This window comes from Pseudoalteromonas sp. P1-11 (assembly GCF_001399995.1).
In the GTDB taxonomy this organism is placed as follows: domain Bacteria; phylum Pseudomonadota; class Gammaproteobacteria; order Enterobacterales; family Alteromonadaceae; genus Pseudoalteromonas; species Pseudoalteromonas atlantica.
The window spans coordinates 316,257-336,233 of sequence record NZ_LJSP01000002.1 but is presented as its reverse complement, the minus strand read 5'-3'; the positions used below and the strand labels follow the sequence as shown (position 1 = coordinate 336,233).

The following is a 19,977-nucleotide window of genomic DNA, read 5'->3' as shown; positions in this document are numbered from 1 at the left end:
TAAGCGTGTAATTTTTAGCTATTAAAAACCTTTAGATAGCTAGGTGAATAATTCGCTATTAAATTGTTCTTAAAGATAATTTTAACGCAGTTGTTGCAAGCGTTGCCTACCCTTAATTGTTAAGTGCTAGCAAAGGTTGATGTTATTTATATTGCAGGGAGATTAAGTTAACGATGGAGTGTGAAGCGTTAAATTTAGGCACAAAAAAAGGAGCTATAAAGCTCCTTTTCTCGTAATCAAGTTCTTAGCGACGTAGGCCAAGCTCTTGGATTAACGCAGTATAACGCGAGATATCTTTACCTTTAAGGTAATCAAGCAATTTACGGCGAGTACTTACTTTACGAAGCAGACCACGACGTGAGTGGAAGTCATGCTTGTGGTCAGCAAAGTGACCTTGAAGCTTGTTGATATCAAAAGTAAGTAAAGCTACTTGTACTTCAGGTGAACCAGTGTCGCCTTCAGCACGTGCAAATTTAGCAATGATATCGATTTTTTCTTGATTGCTTAGTGACATAATAACTCCAAAAGTTAAATTTAATAGGTGCTTTAGCCGATCACTAATTCAGCCAAAACGATTAAGCGGGCGTATTCTACCAACTATGAGAATAACTACAAGTTAAAGTTTACTCGGGTTGCTGATTAGACAAGCCACGCTTTGATTTTAAATGCCCGTCAGGGTTGCGCTCACCGGTACCAATAAACACACCATCGGCCAGGACTTTAATTGCCCCGTCGGGTAAATCAATGCCTAATACGACTGCTTGGCCATGGCTAAACGAAACACCCTGCTCTTTGCTAATTTCTACAACGGGTAAATCAACCAATGCACTATCCATTGGCAATAGTAATTCATCAAGGTATGTAGAAGGGGCAACCTCTTCTTCTTTAGCCTTAGCTAACAAAGTTTCAAGGTGCTCAAGCGATACCATTTTATCTTTAGGGTAATGGCCAACCGCTGAGCGATGCAGCATAATAACATGTGCGCCACAGCCTAGGTTTTCACCTAAATCATCAACAATAGTACGAATGTAGGTCCCTTTAGATACATGGGCGGTCATTTGTACTTCGTTATTTGCTTCATCAAACTCATCAAGCGTTAAGCTAAACACGTTTATTTTTCGGCATTTACGCGGTACTTCAATGCCTTCACGCGCGTATTTATATAAAGGCTTACCTTCATATTTAAGCGCTGAGTACATTGATGGATACTGATCTGACTCGCCTAAAAACTTTTCAATTTCTGCAGCTAACTGTTCAGTGGTAACGTTTACATCACGGGTTTCAACCACTTCGCCATCTGAATCAGAGGTAGTTGTGCGCTCACCTAGCTTTGCTCTTACCACATAGGTTTTATCTGTATCGAGCAAAAATTGGGTAAACTTGGTCGCTTCACCAAAGCAAATAGGTAACATGCCAGTGGCCAGTGGGTCTAGCGCACCGGTATGGCCAGCTTTTTGGGCAAAATAAATACCTTTAGCTTGCTGTAGGGCTTTGTTCGATGAAATGCCTTGAGGTTTGTTTAACAACAAAATACCATCAATCGGACGGCCTTTACTGCGTCTTGCCATTAGTCTTTAGTGCCTTCTTCGCTATCAGTTTCATCATCAACATGTTTAGCGTTATCTTCGCGAATAACCGAGTCCACTAAGTTAGAGATACGCATCCCTTCCATTAGTGAGTTATCTACTACAAATTTAAGCTCAGGCATTATACGAGCACGAATACGCTTACCCAGTAACGAGCGGATATAGCCCGTTGCTTCGTTAAGTATTTTTGCGCTTTCTTTTGCTTTGTTTTCATCTTCGGTATTAAACACCGTAATAAAAACTTTTGCGTAAGATAAATCGCGCGATACTTCTACCGCAGACACTGTCACCATGCCTAAGCGCGGATCTTTAATTTCGCGTTGTAAAATTACAGCAATTTCTTTTTGAATTTGCTGAGCAACACGATCAGTGCGAGAAAATTCTCTCATGATTGTTTTCCTAAAATCATAACTTACTGAATTAAAATAATAAGTTAATTAAATAATGGATACAGAAATGGGGGCAAAGCCCCCATTTACAATCTTAGTTTACGAGCAATTAAAGTGTACGTTGTACTTCAACTGTTTCGAATACTTCGATTTGGTCACCAACGCGAACATCGTTGTAGTTCTTAACGCCGATACCACATTCCATGCCGTTACGAACATCTTGAACGTCATCTTTAAAGCGACGTAGTGACTCAAGCTCACCTTCGTAAATAACCACGTTATCACGTAGTACACGAATTGGTGCGCTGCGTTTAATAGTACCTTCAGTAACCATACAACCAGCAATTGCGCCAATTTTTGGAGACTTAAACACGTCACGTACTTCAGCAAGACCAATAATCTCTTGCTTAAACTCAGGAGCAAGCATACCAGACATGGCTTGCTTAACTTCTTCGATTAGCGCATAGATTACGCTGTAGTAGCGAAGGTCTAAGTTTTCAGTATCAATCACTTTACGTGCAGATGCATCAGCACGAACGTTGAAGCCAACTACGATTGCGTTAGATGCAGCAGCAAGTGTTGCATCAGTTTCGGTGATACCACCTACGCCAGAACCAACAATCTTCACTTTTACTTCATCAGTAGAAAGCTTAGTTAGTGAGTCTGAAATTGCTTCGATTGAACCTTGAACGTCTGCTTTAAGTACCACGTTAACTTCTGATACATCGCCTTCAGCCATGTTAGTAAACATGTTTTCAAGCTTCGCTTTTTGCTGACGAGCCAATTTAACGTCGCGGAATTTACCTTGACGGTATAAAGCAACTTCACGCGCTTTACGCTCATCTTTAACAACAGTCGCTTCATCACCTGCAGCCGGAATACCAGATAGACCTAAAATCTCAACAGGAATAGAAGGACCCGCTGATTTAATGTCTTTACCGTTTTCGTCTTTCATTGCACGAACACGGCCGTATTCAAGACCACACAGTACGATATCACCTTGGTTAAGGGTACCTGATTGAACTAAGATAGAAGCAACCGGACCACGTCCTTTATCAAGACGAGATTCAATTACAACACCTGCTGCCATGCCTTCTGATGGAGCACGAAGCTCTAAAAGCTCAGATTGCATAAGAACAGCTTCAAGTAAGTCATCAATACCTAAGCCTGTTTTAGCTGAGATATGAACGTACTGCGTATCGCCGCCCCAATCTTCAGGGATAACGTCTAACTGAGCTAGCTCGTTTTTAACGCGATCTGGATCTGCGCCTTCTTTGTCCATTTTGTTTACAGCAATGATTAAAGGAACGCCAGCTGCGCGAGCATGCTGTACCGCTTCTTTAGTTTGTGGCATTACACCATCGTCTGCTGCAACCACTAGGATTACGATATCTGTCGCTTTAGCACCACGTGCACGCATTGATGTAAACGCGGCGTGACCTGGTGTATCTAAGAAAGTGATCATGTTGCCGTTAGTTTCAACGTGGTATGCACCAATGTGCTGTGTAATACCACCGGCTTCGCCTGATGCAACTTTAGCTGAACGAATGTAATCAAGCGTTGATGTTTTACCATGGTCAACGTGACCCATTACAGTTACTACTGGCGCACGCGGCTCAGACTTACCATCTTCATGACGGTCATTTAGTACTGTTTGCTCTAATTCGTTTTCTTTAACGATGATAACTTTGTGACCCATTTCTTCAGCAACAAGTTGTGCTGTTTCTTGGTCAATCACTTGGTTAATGGTAACCATGTCACCCATTTTCATCATTGTTTTAACAACTTCAGCGCCTTTAACAGCCATGCGCGATGCAAGCTCAGCTACTGTAATTGTTTCGCTAATACGCACTTCATTTTTAACATCGGCAGTTGGTTTTTGGAAACCATGTTGCAATGATGTAGGTGCTTTTAGCTTGCCTTTACGGCCTTTAGCGCCTGCAAATTTATCTTTTGCTGGGGCTTTTTTCTTTTTCTTCGCGCGGCGTGAACCTTGCTCATCACGTGCATCGGCAACATCTTCTGCCTCACGTGCATAAGTAGAAGTCGTAAGATGGTGATCCGCGGTTTCTTCGCGTTTCTTACGTTCTTCTTCTTCTTTTTTCCAGCGAGCTTCATTTTCTTCAGCTAGCTTTCTTGCCTCTTCTGCTTGACGTTTCGCTTCTTCTTCAGCTTTCTTCAATGCGGCCTCTTCTGCTTCTTTCTGCAGACGCTCAGCTTCGATGCGATCTTTCTCAGACTTAGCACTTTGCTCTGGGGTCATCTGCTGTTGTTTAGCTTTACGCTCTGCATCTGCTTTGCGTTTAGCTTCTTCTTTGGCTTTACGATCAGCGTCTTCTTTTGCTTTACGTTCTGCCTCTTGTTTCGCTTTTAATTCAGCGGCTTCTTGTGCAGCTTTTTGCTGCTCTTCGATACGCGCTTTTTCTTCAGCGGCTAGACGTTGCTGTTCTTGCTCTTGCTCCATTGCGCTCTTTTTCACGTAAGTACGTGTTTTGCGAACTTCAACTTGAACAGCTTTTGCCTTACCCGTAGAGCCCGTTACACTTAACGTGCTTTTGCTCTTACGTTGTAAAGTCATACGTGCTGGGCCATCTGAACCAGTACCACCGTGCGATTTGCTTAAGTGATCAAGTAACTGTGCTTTTTCAGCTTCAGTTACATTATCACCTGCTTTTTTAGTGATACCCGCTTGTGAAAATTGCTGAAGCAATTTATCAACAGTTGTACCTATATCGCCGGCTAGTTTTTCAACATTTACTTCTGCCATAGTGTGTAATACCTCCGTTAATAAATTACTCGTCTGCGAACCAACAAATATTACGTGCAGCCATAATTAGCTCACCTGCTTTTTCAGGTGTTAGCTCTGTAACATCTACCAATTCATCAATACCTTGCTCAGCTAAGTCTTCAAGTGTAATTACACCCTTGCTTGCCATAACAAATGCTAGATGACGCTCTAAGCCTTCAAGCGCAAGTAAGTCTTCAGCAGGCTCTACACCTTCTAAGCTTTCTTCCGTTTTAAGCGCTTTAGTGGTTAATGCATCTTTTGCACGTGAGCGCAGTAAATCAACCGTTTCTTCATCTAGGCCGTCGATTTCTAAAAACTCAGAAGCCGGCACATACGCTACTTCTTCAAGTGTTGAGAAACCTTCGTTGATAAGTAATGATGCAAATTCATCATCAATATCTAAGTTTTCAGTAAATAAGTTAATTAACTTATCTGACTCTGCTTCGTTTTTAGCGCGCATGTCTTCAACAGTCATTACGTTTAGTTCCCAGCCAGTTAATTGGCTTGCTAAACGAACATTTTGACCATTGCGACCAATTGCTTGTGCTAGGTTATCAGCTTCTACAGCGATATCCATTGAATGAGTGTCTTCATCCATTACGATTGAAGCTACTTCAGCCGGTGCCATTGCGTTAATAACAAACTGCGCTGGGTTGTCATCGTAAAGTACGATATCAACACGCTCGCCACCAAGTTCTGATGATACAGCTTGAACACGTGCACCACGCATACCAACACACGCACCTACTGGGTCAATACGCTTGTCGTTAGATTTAACGGCGATTTTAGCGCGTGAACCCGGATCGCGTGCTGCAGCACGAAGCTCAATCATTTCTTCGCCAATCTCTGGCACCTCAATGCGGAATAATTCCATCAGCATTTCTGGTTTTGAACGCGTTACAAATAACTGTGCGCCGCGAGCTTCAGGTTTAACTTCGTAAAGAAGACCACGGATACGATCTCCTGGACGGAAGTTTTCACGTGGCAGCATATCGTCACGGTAAATAACCGCTTCTGCGTTGTTACCTAAATCAAGTACGATTGCATCACGTGTTGCTTTTTTAACGACACCTGTTACTAGCTCGCCTTCTTGATCTTTATAAGCTTCTACAACTAAAGCGCGCTCAGCTTCACGTACTTTTTGTACGATAACTTGCTTTGCCATTTGTGTAGTTATGCGGTCGAATTTGATAGATTCAATCTGTTCTTCAACATAATCACCCAGTTGCAAGTCAGGTTCTTCAACTTGAGCTGCTTCTAATGTAATTTCGCTGTAAGGGTTTTCTAAAGAACCATCTTCTTGAACTTCTGCAATCTGCCAACGACGGAACGTGTCGTAATCACCGGTTTTACGGTCGATTGATACACGTACTTCAATTTCGCCATCGTGTTTTTTCTTTGTCGCTGTTGCTAGAGCGAACTCTAACGCTTCAAAAATCTTTTCTTTTGGAACCGCTTTCTCATTGGAAACGGCTTCAGCAACCAATAATATCTCTTTTGCCATGGGTAATGCCTCGCTTGCCCTATTCCTTCGCACTCGAATTAAAACTTTGCGATGATGTTCGCACGTTCGATATTGCTAAGCATGATTAAGTGCTCTTCGCCATCGCTTTTAAGTGTGATCATATCACTGCTAACTGCTACTAAGTCGCCTTTAAAATTACGGCGACCGTCTTGTGGAAGCTTAGTACGCACGCGTACTTCCTCTCCTTGCGCCTTCTCGTAGTGATCTTGTTTGAATAATGGACGATCAACACCAGGAGACGATACTTCCAAATCATATTCGTTTGTAATTGGGTCTTCGACGTCTAAAATCGCACTAATTTGGCGACTCGCATCCGCACAATTATCAACAGATATTCCATCCTCATGGTCAATATAAACCCTTAAGGTAGAATGGCGGCCTGCTTGTACAAACTCAAGACCATGTAATTCAAAGCCTAACATTTCTACTGCAGGCGTAAGCATGGTTAATAAATCTTGCTCAAGTTTTGTCACGAAAATCCTCCATACAAACAAAAAAAGGGCTTATAGCCCTAAAATACTGAGTTTAAGTTTTGATTTAATGACAAAGCCATAAATCAATGGTGCAGATACAACAACGCCCCGAACCAAGCGGGGCGTCACACCAATAAAGCATAAAACTGTGTGGCCTCAGGCCAAGCTTGGCTGCGGGTCATTACACTGACCAAATTAAACTACATTAGCTTAAACGCAAAACGCGCATTACTTAGAATGCGCGATATAGAATTAGTAAGGATATACCTACTATAAAAATTGGTTGCGGGAGCCGGATTTGAACTTCGGGTTATGAGCCCGACGAGCTACCAGGCTGCTCCATCCCGCGCCAATAGATATTAAACCTAAAATTCAATATCGCTGTTAGTGGTTAATCAACCGCTAAACAATGGCGGCTATTATAAGGATATACGGGGTAATTAGCAACCATAATAACTAATAAGTTTGATAAAATCAGTGACCCCCCATTTTAAGCTTCACCAGTATGTACTATGATTATGCAGACGTTAAAATGGTAATCGTAACGTCACTAATATGTACGTAAAAAGCCATATATTCATAAATAAAATATCTAAAATTCATAAAACTGATACAATTTTGTGCTTTTTACGTTTAGATTACGTGCGATATTTGAGCAACGCACTATACTAAAAGCTCACCGATGTGGATAAAAATAAAAATTACAAAATTTAATGAGATTGCTAATGAATACTTATCAGCCACAGTTAATTAAAAGTTTGCATATAGTTAAGCCAAACTTTCATGCGTTTACCGCGCGCTTTCATGCAAAGCTTGAAGAGTCAAATATAACAATGCAGTACCCAAGTGCCGCTTATTTTAACGAAAAAAGTTATATTTTATATTGTGTTTTAGAACGTATAGTTAGGCATTTAGATAACCCATCTTCTGTTGCCCCATTTTTAACCTTTCACTTGCAATACTTAAAAAAGATGGGCGTTACACCAAAAGAAATATCGTTACTGTGCGATGCCTTTTACGATACCTTAAACGAGCACTTAGGGCGTTTATTCACCGCACAAACACAGTTTGCTTGGCAAAAAGCGCTTCGTTATTTTGAAAGTTTTGCTAATACAACTTTGTTTAACAAAACAAATGTTATTTCGCTTGAGCAAAAAATCACTCAACTTCGCACAAGTAAGCTTTAAGTAATACAAGCTTTAGCTTTTATGCACGTATGAGCAAACTACCTAGATCCACGTTGTCGCTTTTTACGTACAACTAAATTTAGGTGGTTTATGGCTCATTATAAAGTGTTGCGCCTAATTTTAGGTGATCAACTCAATGCTTCGCATTCGTGGTTTAAAGAAAAAGAGCCTGATACGCTTTATTTAATTGCCGAGTTAAAACAAGAAACCAATTACGTTAAGCACCATGTGCAAAAGTTATGTGCTTTTTTTTATGCGATGGAGCGTTTTGCTACAGCTTTACAAAGCGCGGATTACAGCACACTTCACCTTACCCTTGATGATACCCACCAAGACAAAACCTTGCCTGATTTACTCACGCGCATAGCTAAACTGTATCATTGCAGTGAAATACATTATCAATACCCTGATGAATTTCGCCTTAAAGCACAGTTAAGTAAATTTAAAAAAGAGTCTGATCTTCTTGTTAAAGCCTATGACACCGAGCATTTTATGCTGCCATTTGAGCGTATTAACGAGCGGTTTGAAAAAAACAAACATGTGACTATGGAGCACTTTTATCGTGCTATGCGCAAGCAATACGCTATTCTTATGGATGGGAGTAGCCCGCAAGGAGGTCAATGGAACTTTGATAGTAATAACAGGAACAAATTTAAAAAAGCAGATTTAAACGCTATCCCCCCGCCAAAATTATTTAATAACGATGTAAGCTCTATCATTAGCAGACTTAAAAAACATAACGTAAATTACTTTGGTGAAATAAATCCTCAGCAGCTGCCATGGCCGCTCACTCGCAAACAAGCCAAAACGTGTTTAGAGTATTTTTGTACCCACCTGCTAAAAAATTTCGGCCAGTTTCAAGATGCAATGACCGACCAAGTTACAAATAACGCCAGCTTGTACCATAGCCGTTTATCATTTGCTTTAAACGCCAAGTTAATCCACCCGCTGTACGTTATTAGGCGTGTAATTGACGAATTTAATGCTCACCCTGACACAATTTCGATTTCTCAAGTAGAGGGCTTTGTTAGGCAAATCCTAGGTTGGCGTGAATATGTTCGCTGTATATATTGGACAAACATGCCCGACTATGCACAAAAAAACCAATTACAGGCCAACCAGTCGTTACCAGGGTACTTTTGGCAGGGTAATGTAAAAATGAACTGTTTAAGCCATGCATTAACGCAGAGCTTAGACACCGCATACGCTCATCATATTCAAAGATTAATGATCATTGGTAATTTTTGCTTATTAACAGGCATCGACCCTAATAAAGTCGACCAGTGGTATTTAGGGGTTTATATTGATGCCATTGAATGGGTTGAAATGCCTAACACCCGTGGCATGAGCCAATTTGCAGATGATGCCATTATTGCCACTAAACCTTATGCAGCCAGTGGTAATTACATCAATAAAATGAGCGATTACTGCAAAAACTGTCATTATGATGTTAAGCAAAAAGTAGGTGAGAAGGCGTGTCCTTACAACAGCTTATATTGGCAATTTATGGATAAACACCGCGCATTACTTGAAAAAAACCCACGCATTGGCATGGTTTATAGAAACTGGGATACACAAACGCCCCAACTTCAACAGCAGACCTTAGCCCAAGCAAATTATTATTTAACGCATATAAACGAGTTATAAAAACGAAAAAGCCGCCTCAGTTGAGGCGGCTACAATCAGGGAAAATGTTTATTAGCGATTATTTACCTTCGATTAGGTTTCCACCGCCAATTTCAATTTTACGAGGTTTAAGTGCTTCTGGGATTTCGCGCTCCAGGTCAATGCTAAGCAGACCGTTGGCCAAATCGGCACCGAGTACTTTTACATGATCCCCTAGTTGAAACTTACGCTCAAAGTTACGTTCCGCAATACCTTGATGAATAAACTTGCGCTCTTCATTTTCATCTTTGTTTGGTTTAGTGCCTGCAACTTTTAAAGTGTTGTTCTCTGACTCAATGGTCAGTTCATTTTCACTAAAACCAGCAACGGCCATAGTGATTCTGTATTTGTCTTTATCTAGTGCTTCGATATTATAAGGAGGAAAGCTAGGCTGCTTGTCTGTGCGAGCTGCCGCATCCATTAAAGATGCTAAATGATCAAAGCCGATGAATGAACGATAAAGTGGTGATAAGTCTACTGTACGCATAATAATATCCTCATATTTAAGCGATATAATGTTGTTACTTTTCCTTTGAACAAGTACAACACAATTAAATTAATAATATAAATTTCAATAACTTCTGTCTTTTTTGGGACCCATCAGGCGTCCTCACTAAACTATTTATGGGCAGTAAAATAGTTTTCAAGTAATTAAATTAAAAAAAGTGAAAAAAAATAAAAAAGGGCACAAAAAAGTGCCCTCTTCGTATATTCATCAAATTACTCAATACACTTTACTTAATAAAAGTACCGCGAATTGGGTAGTCGTTTTCGCGTGAAAATTTAATACCGCCTAGCACCTGCTTAAGGCTTGGGCGAACAAATGGACTATTTGATTTATCAAGCATCTGTACTTGGTTGTCTTCGTTTAAAACAATAATACAAGGCTCAGAAAATGGGTGATCTGTTTCAGCATCACTGCGCGGTTCACTAATGTATAAGCCTAAATCAGTCATTTGCTCAATGGTTAAATTGTAATAAAGAGGGAAATTTACGTCTATTTTTTCAAGATGCTTTTTAAGCTGCTCTTCGCTATCGCCACTTACTGCTACAACTTCTACACCTGCGCTGGCAAAATCGTCATGCATTGTTGCAAGCTCGTTGAGTTGCTCGGTACATTTAGGGCAATGCTGGCCTCTGTACACCACTATCATTTTCCAAGGTTTGTCGCTTACGCGGTCAACTAAATTCACGTCATTGTTATCTAAATCGCTTACCACTAAAGGCTGCATTACACTCGCTGGCTGTAAATTAACGTTACTCATTGTGATCTCCTTTTACTATTAAACTTAGGGTGTAGTAATAGAGCTTAGGGTATCTTTGTTTATTTCAACCATGAAAATGTAACTGAGAACGAAATGACAGGCGACTCGCTTTTATTAAGTAGCCTTCTTTAATGTGATTAGGAGAATTATAAGCTGTAAGCAGAATAATAAAATATTAGATAAAACAGGCACCTTGCTCTTTTTAAGTAGCATTAGCACAGTATAAACACCAAGAAGATGTGAGCAAGAAACGTAAAGCTAACTCCAACCTTTTATTTTTCTGTAAATAGTCGAGGCGCTTACGCCTAAATAGGCCGCAGCAAGTGGAATGTTATCATCGCATACGGCTATTGCCGACTCTATTGCCCTTTTTTCAACCTGCCAAAGGGGCTCTATGTCGTGTACGCCCATAAGCGAGTTAGTTTGTATTTGCTCCGCAGATTGAGACGAGCTGGTATTTTTGATTGGAATAGCAGAATTAACACCAAATGAGCTTGGCAACATATCTAACTCAACTACGTCACCCTCGTTGATAACAACGATATTTTCGATAACATTTTGCAGCTCACGGATATTACCTGGCCAATCGTAGTTACAAAAAAGGTTTTCAACTTCTTTTGAAAAGCGATGGAATAACTTAGCGTTACTTTCACTTTTTTGCTTTAAAATATGCTTTGCAAGCAACATTATATCGCCAGCTCGCTCGCGTAGCGGAGGTAACTTTACAGGAATAACATTAAGCCTATAGTATAAATCTTCTCTAAAACGCCCTTCGGCAACTTCGACTACAGGGCTTCTATTTGTTGCACACACTAGCCTTACATTACTGTGTAAAATCTCGCTACTACCTACCCGATTAAACGCACCCGTTTGTAAAAAACGCAATAACTTAGCCTGTAGGTTGAGCTCCATTTCACACAGCTCATCTAAAAATAAAGTACCACCGTTTGCAACTTCTACAGCCCCTTTTCTGTCACTTAGCGCTCCGCTAAAGGCCCCTTTTACATGGCCAAAAAACTCTGACTCAAATAACTCTCCTGGAATAGCAGCACAGTTAATTGCAATAAATGGCCCTTCACTTCGTGGGCTAGTGTCGTGCAAAGTTTGCGCGCACACCTCTTTACCTGTGCCACTCTCACCTGTAATAAAAACACATGCTTTGCTTCGCGCTGCACTATCTAAAAGCCTAAACACCGTTTGCATTGCTAACGATTCACCAATAAACCCAGAAGTGTTTTGCGCTTTTTGTTCTTGAATTTTAACTGCAGGAGGTGCTTTTTGCGAAAGCGCGCTATCTACGGCGCTCACTAAGCGCTGGCCTGAAAACGGTTTTTCTAAAAAATCAAAACCACCTAAACGCATTGCCTCTACTGCAACATCAATAGAGCTATTTGAGGTGATCATGACTACGTTAGCGGGCTTTTCTTGCTTTTTAACAAACTGCAGCACTTCTAAGCCACTAATGTCGGGTAAACAAACATCTTGGACAATGACATCAGGCATCATCTCTTTTATACCTACCAAGGCAGAGTAGCCATCGGTAAAGTGTTTACATTCGTGCCCTGCTTGCTCTAATTGACTCGCATAAAGAGCCCCGCTTGCAATGCTGTCTTCTACTATATAAACCAGTGATTTTTTTTGAGAATCGTTCATGGCAGAGCCTTTTAAGTAATATTATTAGCAATAACTTGGTATGCAGCGTGGGTTTTTTCTAGATTATGTTGAACGATCTGAGCAGCGTGAATATTTTCATCAATGGTAACGGGGGGGTAATCATGTAATTGACTGGCAAGGGCTGCCAAAGTTAATGCGCCATATAGCGCCGCAGAATTTTTAAGTACGTGCATTATATCTTTAATATTATCTTCATCTTGCTCATCAATTGCATTTTTAAGACGAACTCGCATTTCTTCTAATTCATTAATAAATAAGTTTACCAGCCTTACTAAAGTGAGTGAGCCAACATCTTGCTCTAATTGCGCTAGCACATGAGCTTGAGTGATGGTGTTATCAATATATTCTTCAGGTATTGGCATATTAGGCCTTTATTTATTATTGTGATACAAAGCTTTTATACTTTTAGAGTAAGTCGTTTTTCGCATTTTGCAAATCTAAACATTAAGTTAAGTGTACATTTTTACCCATGTCGCCGTATTATTAGCTAAACTACTTGGTCTTCCGAGTAAGTAACCTTGTGCTACATCACACCCTAGCTGCTCTAATATTTGTAATTGCTCGCGCTGTTCAATCCCCTCAGCAATGGTTTCTAACCCGAGTCTTTGCGCCATAGCAATAATTGCACTACACAGAGTAAAGTCTTCATTGTTCGTTGTAATGCCACTTATAAAGCTGCGATCTATTTTTAGCCCATCAATATTAAACTGCCTTAAAAGGCCTAAAGAGGCATAGCCCGTTCCAAAATCGTCTAGCCAAATTTTTACCCCTTCTTTATGAAAATGCTCAAATGTTTTAGCAATACGCTGCGGACTTTTTATTAATGCTGTTTCTGTTAATTCTACTTTTATGGCTGCGGGGTCTATTTGATACTTATCAAGTAAGCTCATTACTTTAGAAAACACATCCCCTTCAATAATTTGTACCGGCGAAATATTCAATGAAATAGTTATATCATTCATACCTATTTTTCTCATTTGGCTTAAATCGCTTAGGGTTTGCTTAAAAATCCAATCACCTAAATCTAAAATCATACCTGACTGTTCTACATGCGGAATAAATTCATCTGGGCCAACAACACCATAGCGTGAAGATTCGCAGCGTACTAATGATTCAAAGCCAACTAATTGCCCACTTGTTAAAGATACAAGCGGCTGGTACACCATATTAAAACAATGGTTTTTCATTGCATGAGCCATAATTTGCTCAAGTTCATGCCAGCGTGCAATGTTGACCGTATTGATAGGCTCTAAACTTTTAAAAGCATTCATAAATTTCTCCACAAATAAGGGCTCACCGTAAGCTTGTTACATAAATTGCAAATTGCAGACCAAAACGACCCGTCAAAATAAAAAATAAATACATAAAATTCAATTAGTTAAAGGCGGGCTGTTAGTCAAAAATTATTGATGGGTATATTTGCATTTTGCAAATCACACTGACACGCAAGCTGATTTAAAGTGGGAGCAGGAGTAAGCGATGGTTTGGGTATAAAGTGGCTTTAAAAATAAAAAGGCTGACCTAATTGCTTAGAGTCAGCCGAAATAAATACTAAAGGAGAAGTATTGTTTAGTTGTTTAAACCTTGTGTGCCTGATTGGGCAGGTTGCTCATCTATGTTTTGAGCGTAGTTTAATGTGTTGCTTTCAATAGTGGCATTATCTAAATCACTATTACTAAATTTATTGGTGAACATCTCGGTATTACCTTTATTAACAGGTTCAATAGTAACGGTGCCTCGCAGTGCTGTTGCACCAACAATAACAGCTGCAACAATAATAATAGACAGCACCATTAACTCTGGAGTAAGAACAAAAGACATTTTTTTTGGTTGCTGTTTAACTTTAGTATTAGTTTGCATAATGGACACCCTTAAAATTTATTTAACTACTTAGCAAATTTATATCAATGATAACTTCGCTCTACTTGGTGTTTATATTGCGAAAGCCATGCCATAATAAATTTAATGATGATAAAAAATTTAAGTCTTTATAAATCAATGGGTAAATGAATTACTTTGATAGGGATAATAAAAAATAGCTAAGCGGATATTTGCATTATGAGATTTCTATTTCATTTTGATTTGCAAAATGCAAACCAATTTAAAAATAATTATTTAGAACCAACCTACACAACCCAATCAATTAAAAAGGATTAGTATTTCAGCATTATTTACAGTTTTGCTTAATACATTAAGGCTTTTTAGGCAGTAAAAGTAATTGACTACGCATTACTCAATGCCATCGCTTTTTTTGAGAAAACAGTCAATTTTAACCTTTTGAGGTTAAATTTTTGCTAAACCCACTATTTATGTTTGTTTACTTAACAACTAAAAACTTTAATCAAAATACCTTAAGGCCATCTATAACTATTAACCTAAAAGCACGGTTGCATTGCTTGTTACTTTAATAACGACCAAATTTCGTTAATGCGCTCTAACTTAGAGTGTTTAGCGTCATTAAGTTTTGGTAAGTATTGATTTAAGAGCAAATTGAGTTTTTCGCTAATAATTGGTTTAGCTAAATAGTCATTCATTCCTGCTTTAATAAAACGCTCTTTATCTCCATGAATCGCATTCGCTGTTAACGCTATAATAGGGGTGACAATAGCTAACTCTCTGATTTTTTTAGTGGCAGAAATACCATCTAAAATTGGCATTTGAATATCCATAAATATTAAATCTATTGTTTGCGTTTTAACTTTTTCAATCGCCTCTTGCCCATTACTGGCTATTTTAACTAAGCACCCTTGCTGCTCTAAAAATTGCTGAATCACAATTTGGTTATTTTTATTGTCTTCAACCACGAGTACGTGCGTACCTTTAAATGGCTGAGCATTAATAGTGGCTGTGTTTAGTGTGGTTTCTTTTTTATTAGTAAAAATAATATCAAGATGAAAAAGCTCTTCCTCAAGCGCAGCAATCGCTCTGGGTAAATGCGAGGGCTTAAAAGGCCCATTAAACATCAACATACCAGAGCTCGGCGCCTCTGTTTTTTGGTTTTTACCCAGTAGGTCTATGAGTAATAAACACGGTTTATTTAGGCTTTTGTAACTTTTTAAAAATTGTTGCGCTGCGTCTAAATCGGCTTTGTTAGTGGTAACAATAGCGTCGGGCGTATCGATACTGTCTAGCTTTTCGATGTTTTCAAGGCGTGAAAAATCTATCGAATGGCGAGTAAGCATATGCTCTATCGCCGTGTTTAATTGCAAGTTTTTACTAATCACACACACATAGGGCTTTTTAGTTCTGGCTGAAAAGCCTTCTCTTTGCACCTGCTCGCTTGTATCTATTAATAAAGGGTAATTCACAATAAATTCACTCCCTTTACCAAACTGCGAGTTAACAGTAATGCTGCCCCCTGCTGCATCACATATTTGCTTACATATGGCTAAACCTAAGCCACTGCCGCCATATTCCCGAGTGATAGAGTTATCCGATTGTATAAACGGCTTAAACATACTCTCGAGCTTGTTTTGCGCAATCCCTATTCCTGTATCTTTAAAGCTAAGCTGCAACGTAAATTTATTATTTTCAAACTCAACACACTGTGCTGTCACTATAAGTGAACCTTTTTGAGTAAACTTAATGGCATTTGAGAGTAAATTTATTGCAATTTGCCTTATACGACCATGATCGCCCACCACCTGCGCAGGAACATCAGGGTGCAGATCAAAAATAAGTTCGAGGCCTTTTTGCACGGCGCTTTCACTTACAATATCAATAGCCTCTTCTAAGCAAATATCGAGGCTAAATGGCTGATTATCTATTGAGATTGCTTGCGCTTCAAAGCGTGAGTAGGTCAGCACGTCATCTAAGATACTCAATAATGCATCTGAACTTGTTTTAATCATTTGGGTGTAACGTTTTTGATCTGTTGTAAGCCCAGTGTCGTGTAAGATATCTGCACAGCCAATCACTGCATTTAAAGGTGTGCGTATTTCATGGCTTATATTGGCCATAAAGCGACTTTTAGACTCAGCCAACGATTCAGCCTGGTGCTTAGCATCTAAGAGTATTTGTTCAGCTATCACACGTTCTTGAATATCAACCACGGTTGCCGCTATAGACGTTAAGTGTGTGCCACTAAATGAGGTAATGGGTGTGAGGGTCATTTCAACCCAATTTGGCTCATTAAGCGCGTTGGTTAACCTAATATCTAAACGCTTAACTTCTCGATTGCCACTACTGTAACCTGTAAGAGCTGTGTTTAGCTTTTCCACATCCTCGCTCATTACAAAATTAGCAACGGGTAAACCAAGGTGTTTATTTATGTCTGTTTGGAAAAAATCTTGCCATGCTTTGTTCATAAACAATAACCCGCCCTGCGCATCTAACCTCAATACAATATCAGGGATGTTATCGACCACAGAGTGGTAGTTATATTCTATTTCTGCCATGGCTTGTTCAGCTTTTACACGCTGGGTAATGTTGGTTTCTATGGCTATAAAATGCTTAACATTACCGTCATCATCTTTTACAGGGGTGGCATCAATAGCAACCCAGTATTCGTTTTTATTTTTATCATAATTAACGGTTTCTATTTGAAAAGGCTCGGCATTTTTAATCGCTTTAGCCATTAACTGGCGCGACTCTAGGCTTGTTTTAGGCCCTTGCAACAGTTTGCCAGGGCTAAGCCCGATGACTTCTTCACATTTATAACTAGTAAGCGTTTCAAAGCTTTTATTAACCCATTCTATTTTGCCAAATCGGTCGGTAATTATAACTAAATTATTGGTGTGGCTTGCCACTAAAGAAAGTCGCTTAGCGTACTCTTGTTGCTGGGTGAGTAAGTATTGGTAGTCTTTATGTCGTTGAATGTCGTGTAACGAGCCAATAAACCCGCCGCTATCGTCGCAGGCCAAGCGCATTTCAAACCAGTTAGTAAGGCCGTCATTATTTTTTACTTGCAGCTCTATACTGGCACTAAAAACGCCTTCAAAAATAGACTCAATATACGCTGACAGCTTTAACGAGTCTTTGGTCTCTAACAGCGATGTGATTTTTTTACCTATGAGCATGGCCGGCGTAAAACCCAACTTATTAAGCCATGCTTCGTTCACGTAGCTAAACACTAAATGTTTATCACATTCAAATACACATTCATCAAGTAAGGCAAGTAACTTAGTTTGCCTGCGGGTATTTGCAGAAAGCTGCTCTATTAGCGCGTAATGAACTTGTACTTGTAGCTCGTCTTTTTCTTCCATATGCGCCTCATTCATTTACTAATTCTGTATGGCTGCACACCTTGGCATAAAGCGGAAAAACCTCTTCACAGTAAAATGATTGCTCAAACGGCGTTCTGCTTGATGTACAGTCATTAAGTACCGTCACATTAAAGCCAAGCTCTACCGCAGAGCGCGCCGTAGAGTCAATGCAAATAGAGGTCACCGTGCCTGCTAAAACAATGTTAGTGATGCCATTTTTATTAAGCACATTTGCAAGCTCTGTATGAGTAAACGCATTTAACCCGCGTTTACCGGGTATTTGCATAATACGTTTGCCATATTTATCAAACTCTTTAATGCCTTGAGCACCATAAGAGTCGGCTTTAAAAGCCCCTACTTCGGCAATCACTTTTAATATACCAATTGGGTTTTTAAGCTCGCTATAATCTTGTGTAAAGTGAATAGGCGTACTGAGCACTAATGCAAATTTATCTATGTATTTGTCGAGCAGCGCTAACGTGTTATTTACCACGCCGGTTACTCTTGATGACTCTTCAACCACTTGGTATAAAATGCCATCAGGCGAAAAGTAATCATTTTGAAAACCAATGAGCAGTAAAGCTGTTTTTGATAAATCGTTCATAACGTTCTCCTAAACGGGCCTTTAGGCAGCTTGCCAAGGCTTAATAAACTCTTCTAATACAGCTTTTGTTACCGGTTTTTGAAGATAGTGCGTCACCCCTTTTTCGAACAACTGAGCAATTTGTTGCTCCTCAGTAATGCCCGTTAAAATAACTTTTGGCGTGTTATCGTTTGGGGTGTTTTGTTTAATGAGCTGCTGAGCCACATCACTGCCAAACATACCTGGCATACGCTCATCTAACAGCAGTAAATCGAAAGGTTCTTGCTGGGCAATAAGTAAGGCACTTGAGCCATTTTCTGCACAGGTTACTGCGCAACCAAGCATTTCAAGCATGACTTTGGTCGCAACTTGGCTTGGCAAGCTGTCATCAGCAACCAATACAGATAATTTGCTGTGGGTATTTAAATTATTAACCGCATTTACTAAGTCAGTATCAAAAAACGGCCACGCCAATACAGGTTGAGAAATAGCGTGATGGCTTTGCAGCTCACTGAGCGCATCAAATGCACAAATTTTTATACTCTGAGAAGCCCCATTATTTAAAAAATCAATCGCAAGTTGCTCTGCAGATAGGTGACGCGCATCTTCAATTTTTAAAGCGTTGGTGTGGTTGCTGTCGGCGAGTTTTAAACCATAGTTTTGCGCACTTAAATTAACTAGGTAATGAATGCTTTGCTCTAAGTCGTCTTTACTATTGGCTGCGCTAATAAGCTCATTGTTTGTATCTACCGATGAAATTGGCTCACGGGTTGCAAGTAAACCGTGTATATCAATGGTGTGCATTTCAGGATTCGAATCTACCCAGTAATTTAAATTAATACCCTGTAAATTGGCCTCTACTGTTAGCACAAAATGGCTTTTAGCGGCTTTTAGCGAAGGTAAAATAAACGCTTCACACTGGATAATCATTTGCTCAGGAGACACCTGTAAACAAATATAATTACACTGTAATTTGTTGATGAGTGTAATTGCCACATTTGTGTTATCTGCTTTGCAAAAGCGTGCAATTACCCCTTGAATAATTTCTAAAACATGGCTGTTATTACTCATCATCGTTCCTAATAAGAATGGCTCTGTAGTTAAATATCAATTTACATGCCACTTGCAGCGCCTTTACTAATACGATGAATTCATTAAATTTAAAAATTACACATCCTTTACATAAATGCGCTTTTGCAAATTGCAATTCAAAATGCATGGCAAATGAGTAATTAAGCGAGTTAACAGTAAAACAGAATTAACCAATCGATTTTTTGCGCTTTAAATTATTAATTAATCGTTTAATATGAACCCAACTAAATTGAGGAGAGTATTATGCTTACAGTAATTTTTGGCCGCGAAGGCTGCCCATTTTGTGTACGTGCTAAAGACGTTGCCGAGCAACTATCAAATGAGCGTGATGATTTTAAGTTTCGTTACATCGATATTATCAAAGAAGGCATTAGCAAAGCGGATTTAGAAAAGTCTGCAGGAAAACCATGCCCAACTGTGCCGCAAATTTTTGTAGATCAAACTCACATTGGTGGTTTTACTGAATTTGAAGCTTACGCAAAAGAAAATCTAGGCCTATATAAATAACGCTTTGTATATAGCTTGTTAACCAGTTTAAAAAATCAA

Annotated in this window: 18 protein-coding genes and 1 tRNA gene; 3 read left to right on the top strand and 16 right to left on the bottom strand. The window is 39.5% G+C overall.

The annotated features are described in order from the left end of the window. Positions 1-244: 244 nt before the first annotated feature. The 7 genes from rpsO to AN390_RS04180 all read right to left on the bottom strand — a co-directional run bounded on the left by rpsO (position 245) and on the right by AN390_RS04180 (position 7,110). Positions 245-514, bottom strand: a complete 270-nt coding sequence (gene rpsO, locus AN390_RS04210; protein WP_004585888.1) for a 30S ribosomal protein S15 — start codon at positions 512-514, stop codon at positions 245-247. Positions 515-623: 109 nt separating this feature from the next. After that, complete coding sequence (gene truB / locus AN390_RS04205; RefSeq protein ID WP_055253045.1) at positions 624-1,568, bottom strand: tRNA pseudouridine(55) synthase TruB; 945 nt, start codon at positions 1,566-1,568, stop codon at positions 624-626. Further along, entirely contained in the window at positions 1,568-1,975 is a 408-nt protein-coding gene (gene rbfA / locus AN390_RS04200) for a 30S ribosome-binding factor RbfA (RefSeq protein ID WP_004585886.1), read from the bottom strand. Before rbfA ends, truB begins: the two co-directional genes overlap by 1 nt. Before the next feature lie 109 nt (positions 1,976-2,084). Beyond that, on the bottom strand, positions 2,085-4,742 hold the full coding sequence (gene infB, locus AN390_RS04195; protein ID WP_004585885.1) for a translation initiation factor IF-2: 2,658 nt from the start codon (positions 4,740-4,742) through the stop codon (positions 2,085-2,087). A 25-nt stretch (positions 4,743-4,767) separates the two neighbouring features. After that, positions 4,768-6,267 (bottom strand): transcription termination factor NusA, encoded by a 1,500-nt coding sequence (nusA, locus tag AN390_RS04190; RefSeq protein WP_055253044.1) that lies wholly within the window; start codon positions 6,265-6,267, stop codon positions 4,768-4,770. Positions 6,268-6,305: 38 nt separating this feature from the next. Beyond that, on the bottom strand, positions 6,306-6,761 hold the full coding sequence (rimP, locus tag AN390_RS04185; RefSeq protein ID WP_004585883.1) for a ribosome maturation factor RimP: 456 nt from the start codon (positions 6,759-6,761) through the stop codon (positions 6,306-6,308). Positions 6,762-7,041: 280 nt separating this feature from the next. Continuing rightward, positions 7,042-7,110: transfer RNA gene (locus AN390_RS04180), tRNA-Met, on the bottom strand. Positions 7,111-7,486: 376 nt separating this feature from the next. Between AN390_RS04180 and AN390_RS04175 the strand changes: the two genes are divergently transcribed. Further along, the gene (locus tag AN390_RS04175; RefSeq protein WP_004585882.1) at positions 7,487-7,948 is read left to right on the top strand and encodes a globin; all 462 of its coding nucleotides are present in this window, start codon (positions 7,487-7,489) and stop codon (positions 7,946-7,948) included. Positions 7,949-8,038: 90 nt separating this feature from the next. Then, positions 8,039-9,595: a cryptochrome/photolyase family protein gene (locus AN390_RS04170; RefSeq protein WP_055253043.1), complete on the top strand. Its 1,557-nt coding sequence runs from the start codon at positions 8,039-8,041 to the stop codon at positions 9,593-9,595. Positions 9,596-9,653: 58 nt separating this feature from the next. Here AN390_RS04170 and AN390_RS04165 read toward each other — a convergent pair whose 3' ends face one another. From AN390_RS04165 to AN390_RS04125, 9 genes are all read right to left on the bottom strand, one after another. Then, positions 9,654-10,100, bottom strand: coding sequence for an Hsp20 family protein (locus AN390_RS04165; RefSeq protein WP_004585880.1), 447 nt, complete (start codon positions 10,098-10,100; stop codon positions 9,654-9,656). A 247-nt stretch (positions 10,101-10,347) separates the two neighbouring features. Next, entirely contained in the window at positions 10,348-10,878 is a 531-nt protein-coding gene (locus AN390_RS04160; RefSeq protein WP_004585879.1) for a peroxiredoxin-like family protein, read from the bottom strand. Positions 10,879-11,136: 258 nt separating this feature from the next. After that, positions 11,137-12,531, bottom strand: coding sequence for a sigma-54 dependent transcriptional regulator (locus AN390_RS04155; RefSeq protein ID WP_055253042.1), 1,395 nt, complete (start codon positions 12,529-12,531; stop codon positions 11,137-11,139). An 11-nt stretch (positions 12,532-12,542) separates the two neighbouring features. Then, complete coding sequence (locus tag AN390_RS04150) at positions 12,543-12,914, bottom strand: Hpt domain-containing protein (RefSeq protein WP_024033793.1); 372 nt, start codon at positions 12,912-12,914, stop codon at positions 12,543-12,545. A gap of 87 nt (positions 12,915-13,001) precedes the next feature. Next, entirely contained in the window at positions 13,002-13,823 is an 822-nt protein-coding gene (locus tag AN390_RS04145; protein ID WP_235207553.1) for a bifunctional diguanylate cyclase/phosphodiesterase, read from the bottom strand. Between the two features lie 298 nt (positions 13,824-14,121). After that, a complete protein-coding gene (locus tag AN390_RS04140; RefSeq protein WP_054982201.1) occupies positions 14,122-14,412 on the bottom strand; it encodes a hypothetical protein in 291 nt (96 codons plus the stop codon). 539 nt (positions 14,413-14,951) lie between these two features. After that, positions 14,952-17,771, bottom strand: a complete 2,820-nt coding sequence (locus AN390_RS04135; RefSeq protein WP_095206726.1) for a PAS domain-containing hybrid sensor histidine kinase/response regulator — start codon at positions 17,769-17,771, stop codon at positions 14,952-14,954. Further along, positions 17,764-18,360, bottom strand: a complete 597-nt coding sequence (locus AN390_RS04130) for an isochorismatase family cysteine hydrolase (RefSeq protein WP_004585874.1) — start codon at positions 18,358-18,360, stop codon at positions 17,764-17,766. Before AN390_RS04130 ends, AN390_RS04135 begins: the two co-directional genes overlap by 8 nt. 21 nt (positions 18,361-18,381) lie before the next feature. Continuing rightward, complete coding sequence (locus AN390_RS04125; RefSeq protein WP_236695070.1) at positions 18,382-19,413, bottom strand: response regulator; 1,032 nt, start codon at positions 19,411-19,413, stop codon at positions 18,382-18,384. Between the two features lie 261 nt (positions 19,414-19,674). On the opposite strand from AN390_RS04125, the gene AN390_RS04120 reads away from it, so the two are divergent. Beyond that, a complete protein-coding gene (locus tag AN390_RS04120) occupies positions 19,675-19,938 on the top strand; it encodes a GrxA family glutaredoxin (RefSeq protein WP_004587283.1) in 264 nt (87 codons plus the stop codon). Positions 19,939-19,977 lie beyond the last annotated feature (39 nt).

Bases quoted from the DNA above. Each gene is read 5' to 3' on its own strand.
- rpsO (WP_004585888.1), bottom strand. From the start codon at position 514: ATGTCACTAAGCAATCAAGAAAAAATCGATATCATTGCTAAATTTGCA.
- truB (WP_055253045.1), bottom strand. From the start codon at position 1,568: ATGGCAAGACGCAGTAAAGGCCGTCCGATTGATGGTATTTTGTTGTTA.
- rbfA (WP_004585886.1), bottom strand. From the start codon at position 1,975: ATGAGAGAATTTTCTCGCACTGATCGTGTTGCTCAGCAAATTCAAAAA.
- infB (WP_004585885.1), bottom strand. From the start codon at position 4,742: ATGGCAGAAGTAAATGTTGAAAAACTAGCCGGCGATATAGGTACAACT.
- nusA (WP_055253044.1), bottom strand. From the start codon at position 6,267: ATGGCAAAAGAGATATTATTGGTTGCTGAAGCCGTTTCCAATGAGAAA.
- AN390_RS04175 (WP_004585882.1), top strand. From the start codon at position 7,487: ATGAATACTTATCAGCCACAGTTAATTAAAAGTTTGCATATAGTTAAG.
- AN390_RS04170 (WP_055253043.1), top strand. From the start codon at position 8,039: ATGGCTCATTATAAAGTGTTGCGCCTAATTTTAGGTGATCAACTCAAT.
- AN390_RS04165 (WP_004585880.1), bottom strand. From the start codon at position 10,100: ATGCGTACAGTAGACTTATCACCACTTTATCGTTCATTCATCGGCTTT.
- AN390_RS04160 (WP_004585879.1), bottom strand. From the start codon at position 10,878: ATGAGTAACGTTAATTTACAGCCAGCGAGTGTAATGCAGCCTTTAGTG.
- AN390_RS04155 (WP_055253042.1), bottom strand. From the start codon at position 12,531: ATGAACGATTCTCAAAAAAAATCACTGGTTTATATAGTAGAAGACAGC.
- AN390_RS04150 (WP_024033793.1), bottom strand. From the start codon at position 12,914: ATGCCAATACCTGAAGAATATATTGATAACACCATCACTCAAGCTCAT.
- AN390_RS04145 (WP_235207553.1), bottom strand. From the start codon at position 13,823: ATGAATGCTTTTAAAAGTTTAGAGCCTATCAATACGGTCAACATTGCA.
- AN390_RS04140 (WP_054982201.1), bottom strand. From the start codon at position 14,412: ATGCAAACTAATACTAAAGTTAAACAGCAACCAAAAAAAATGTCTTTT.
- AN390_RS04135 (WP_095206726.1), bottom strand. From the start codon at position 17,771: ATGAATGAGGCGCATATGGAAGAAAAAGACGAGCTACAAGTACAAGTT.
- AN390_RS04130 (WP_004585874.1), bottom strand. From the start codon at position 18,360: ATGAACGATTTATCAAAAACAGCTTTACTGCTCATTGGTTTTCAAAAT.
- AN390_RS04125 (WP_236695070.1), bottom strand. From the start codon at position 19,413: ATGATGAGTAATAACAGCCATGTTTTAGAAATTATTCAAGGGGTAATT.
- AN390_RS04120 (WP_004587283.1), top strand. From the start codon at position 19,675: ATGCTTACAGTAATTTTTGGCCGCGAAGGCTGCCCATTTTGTGTACGT.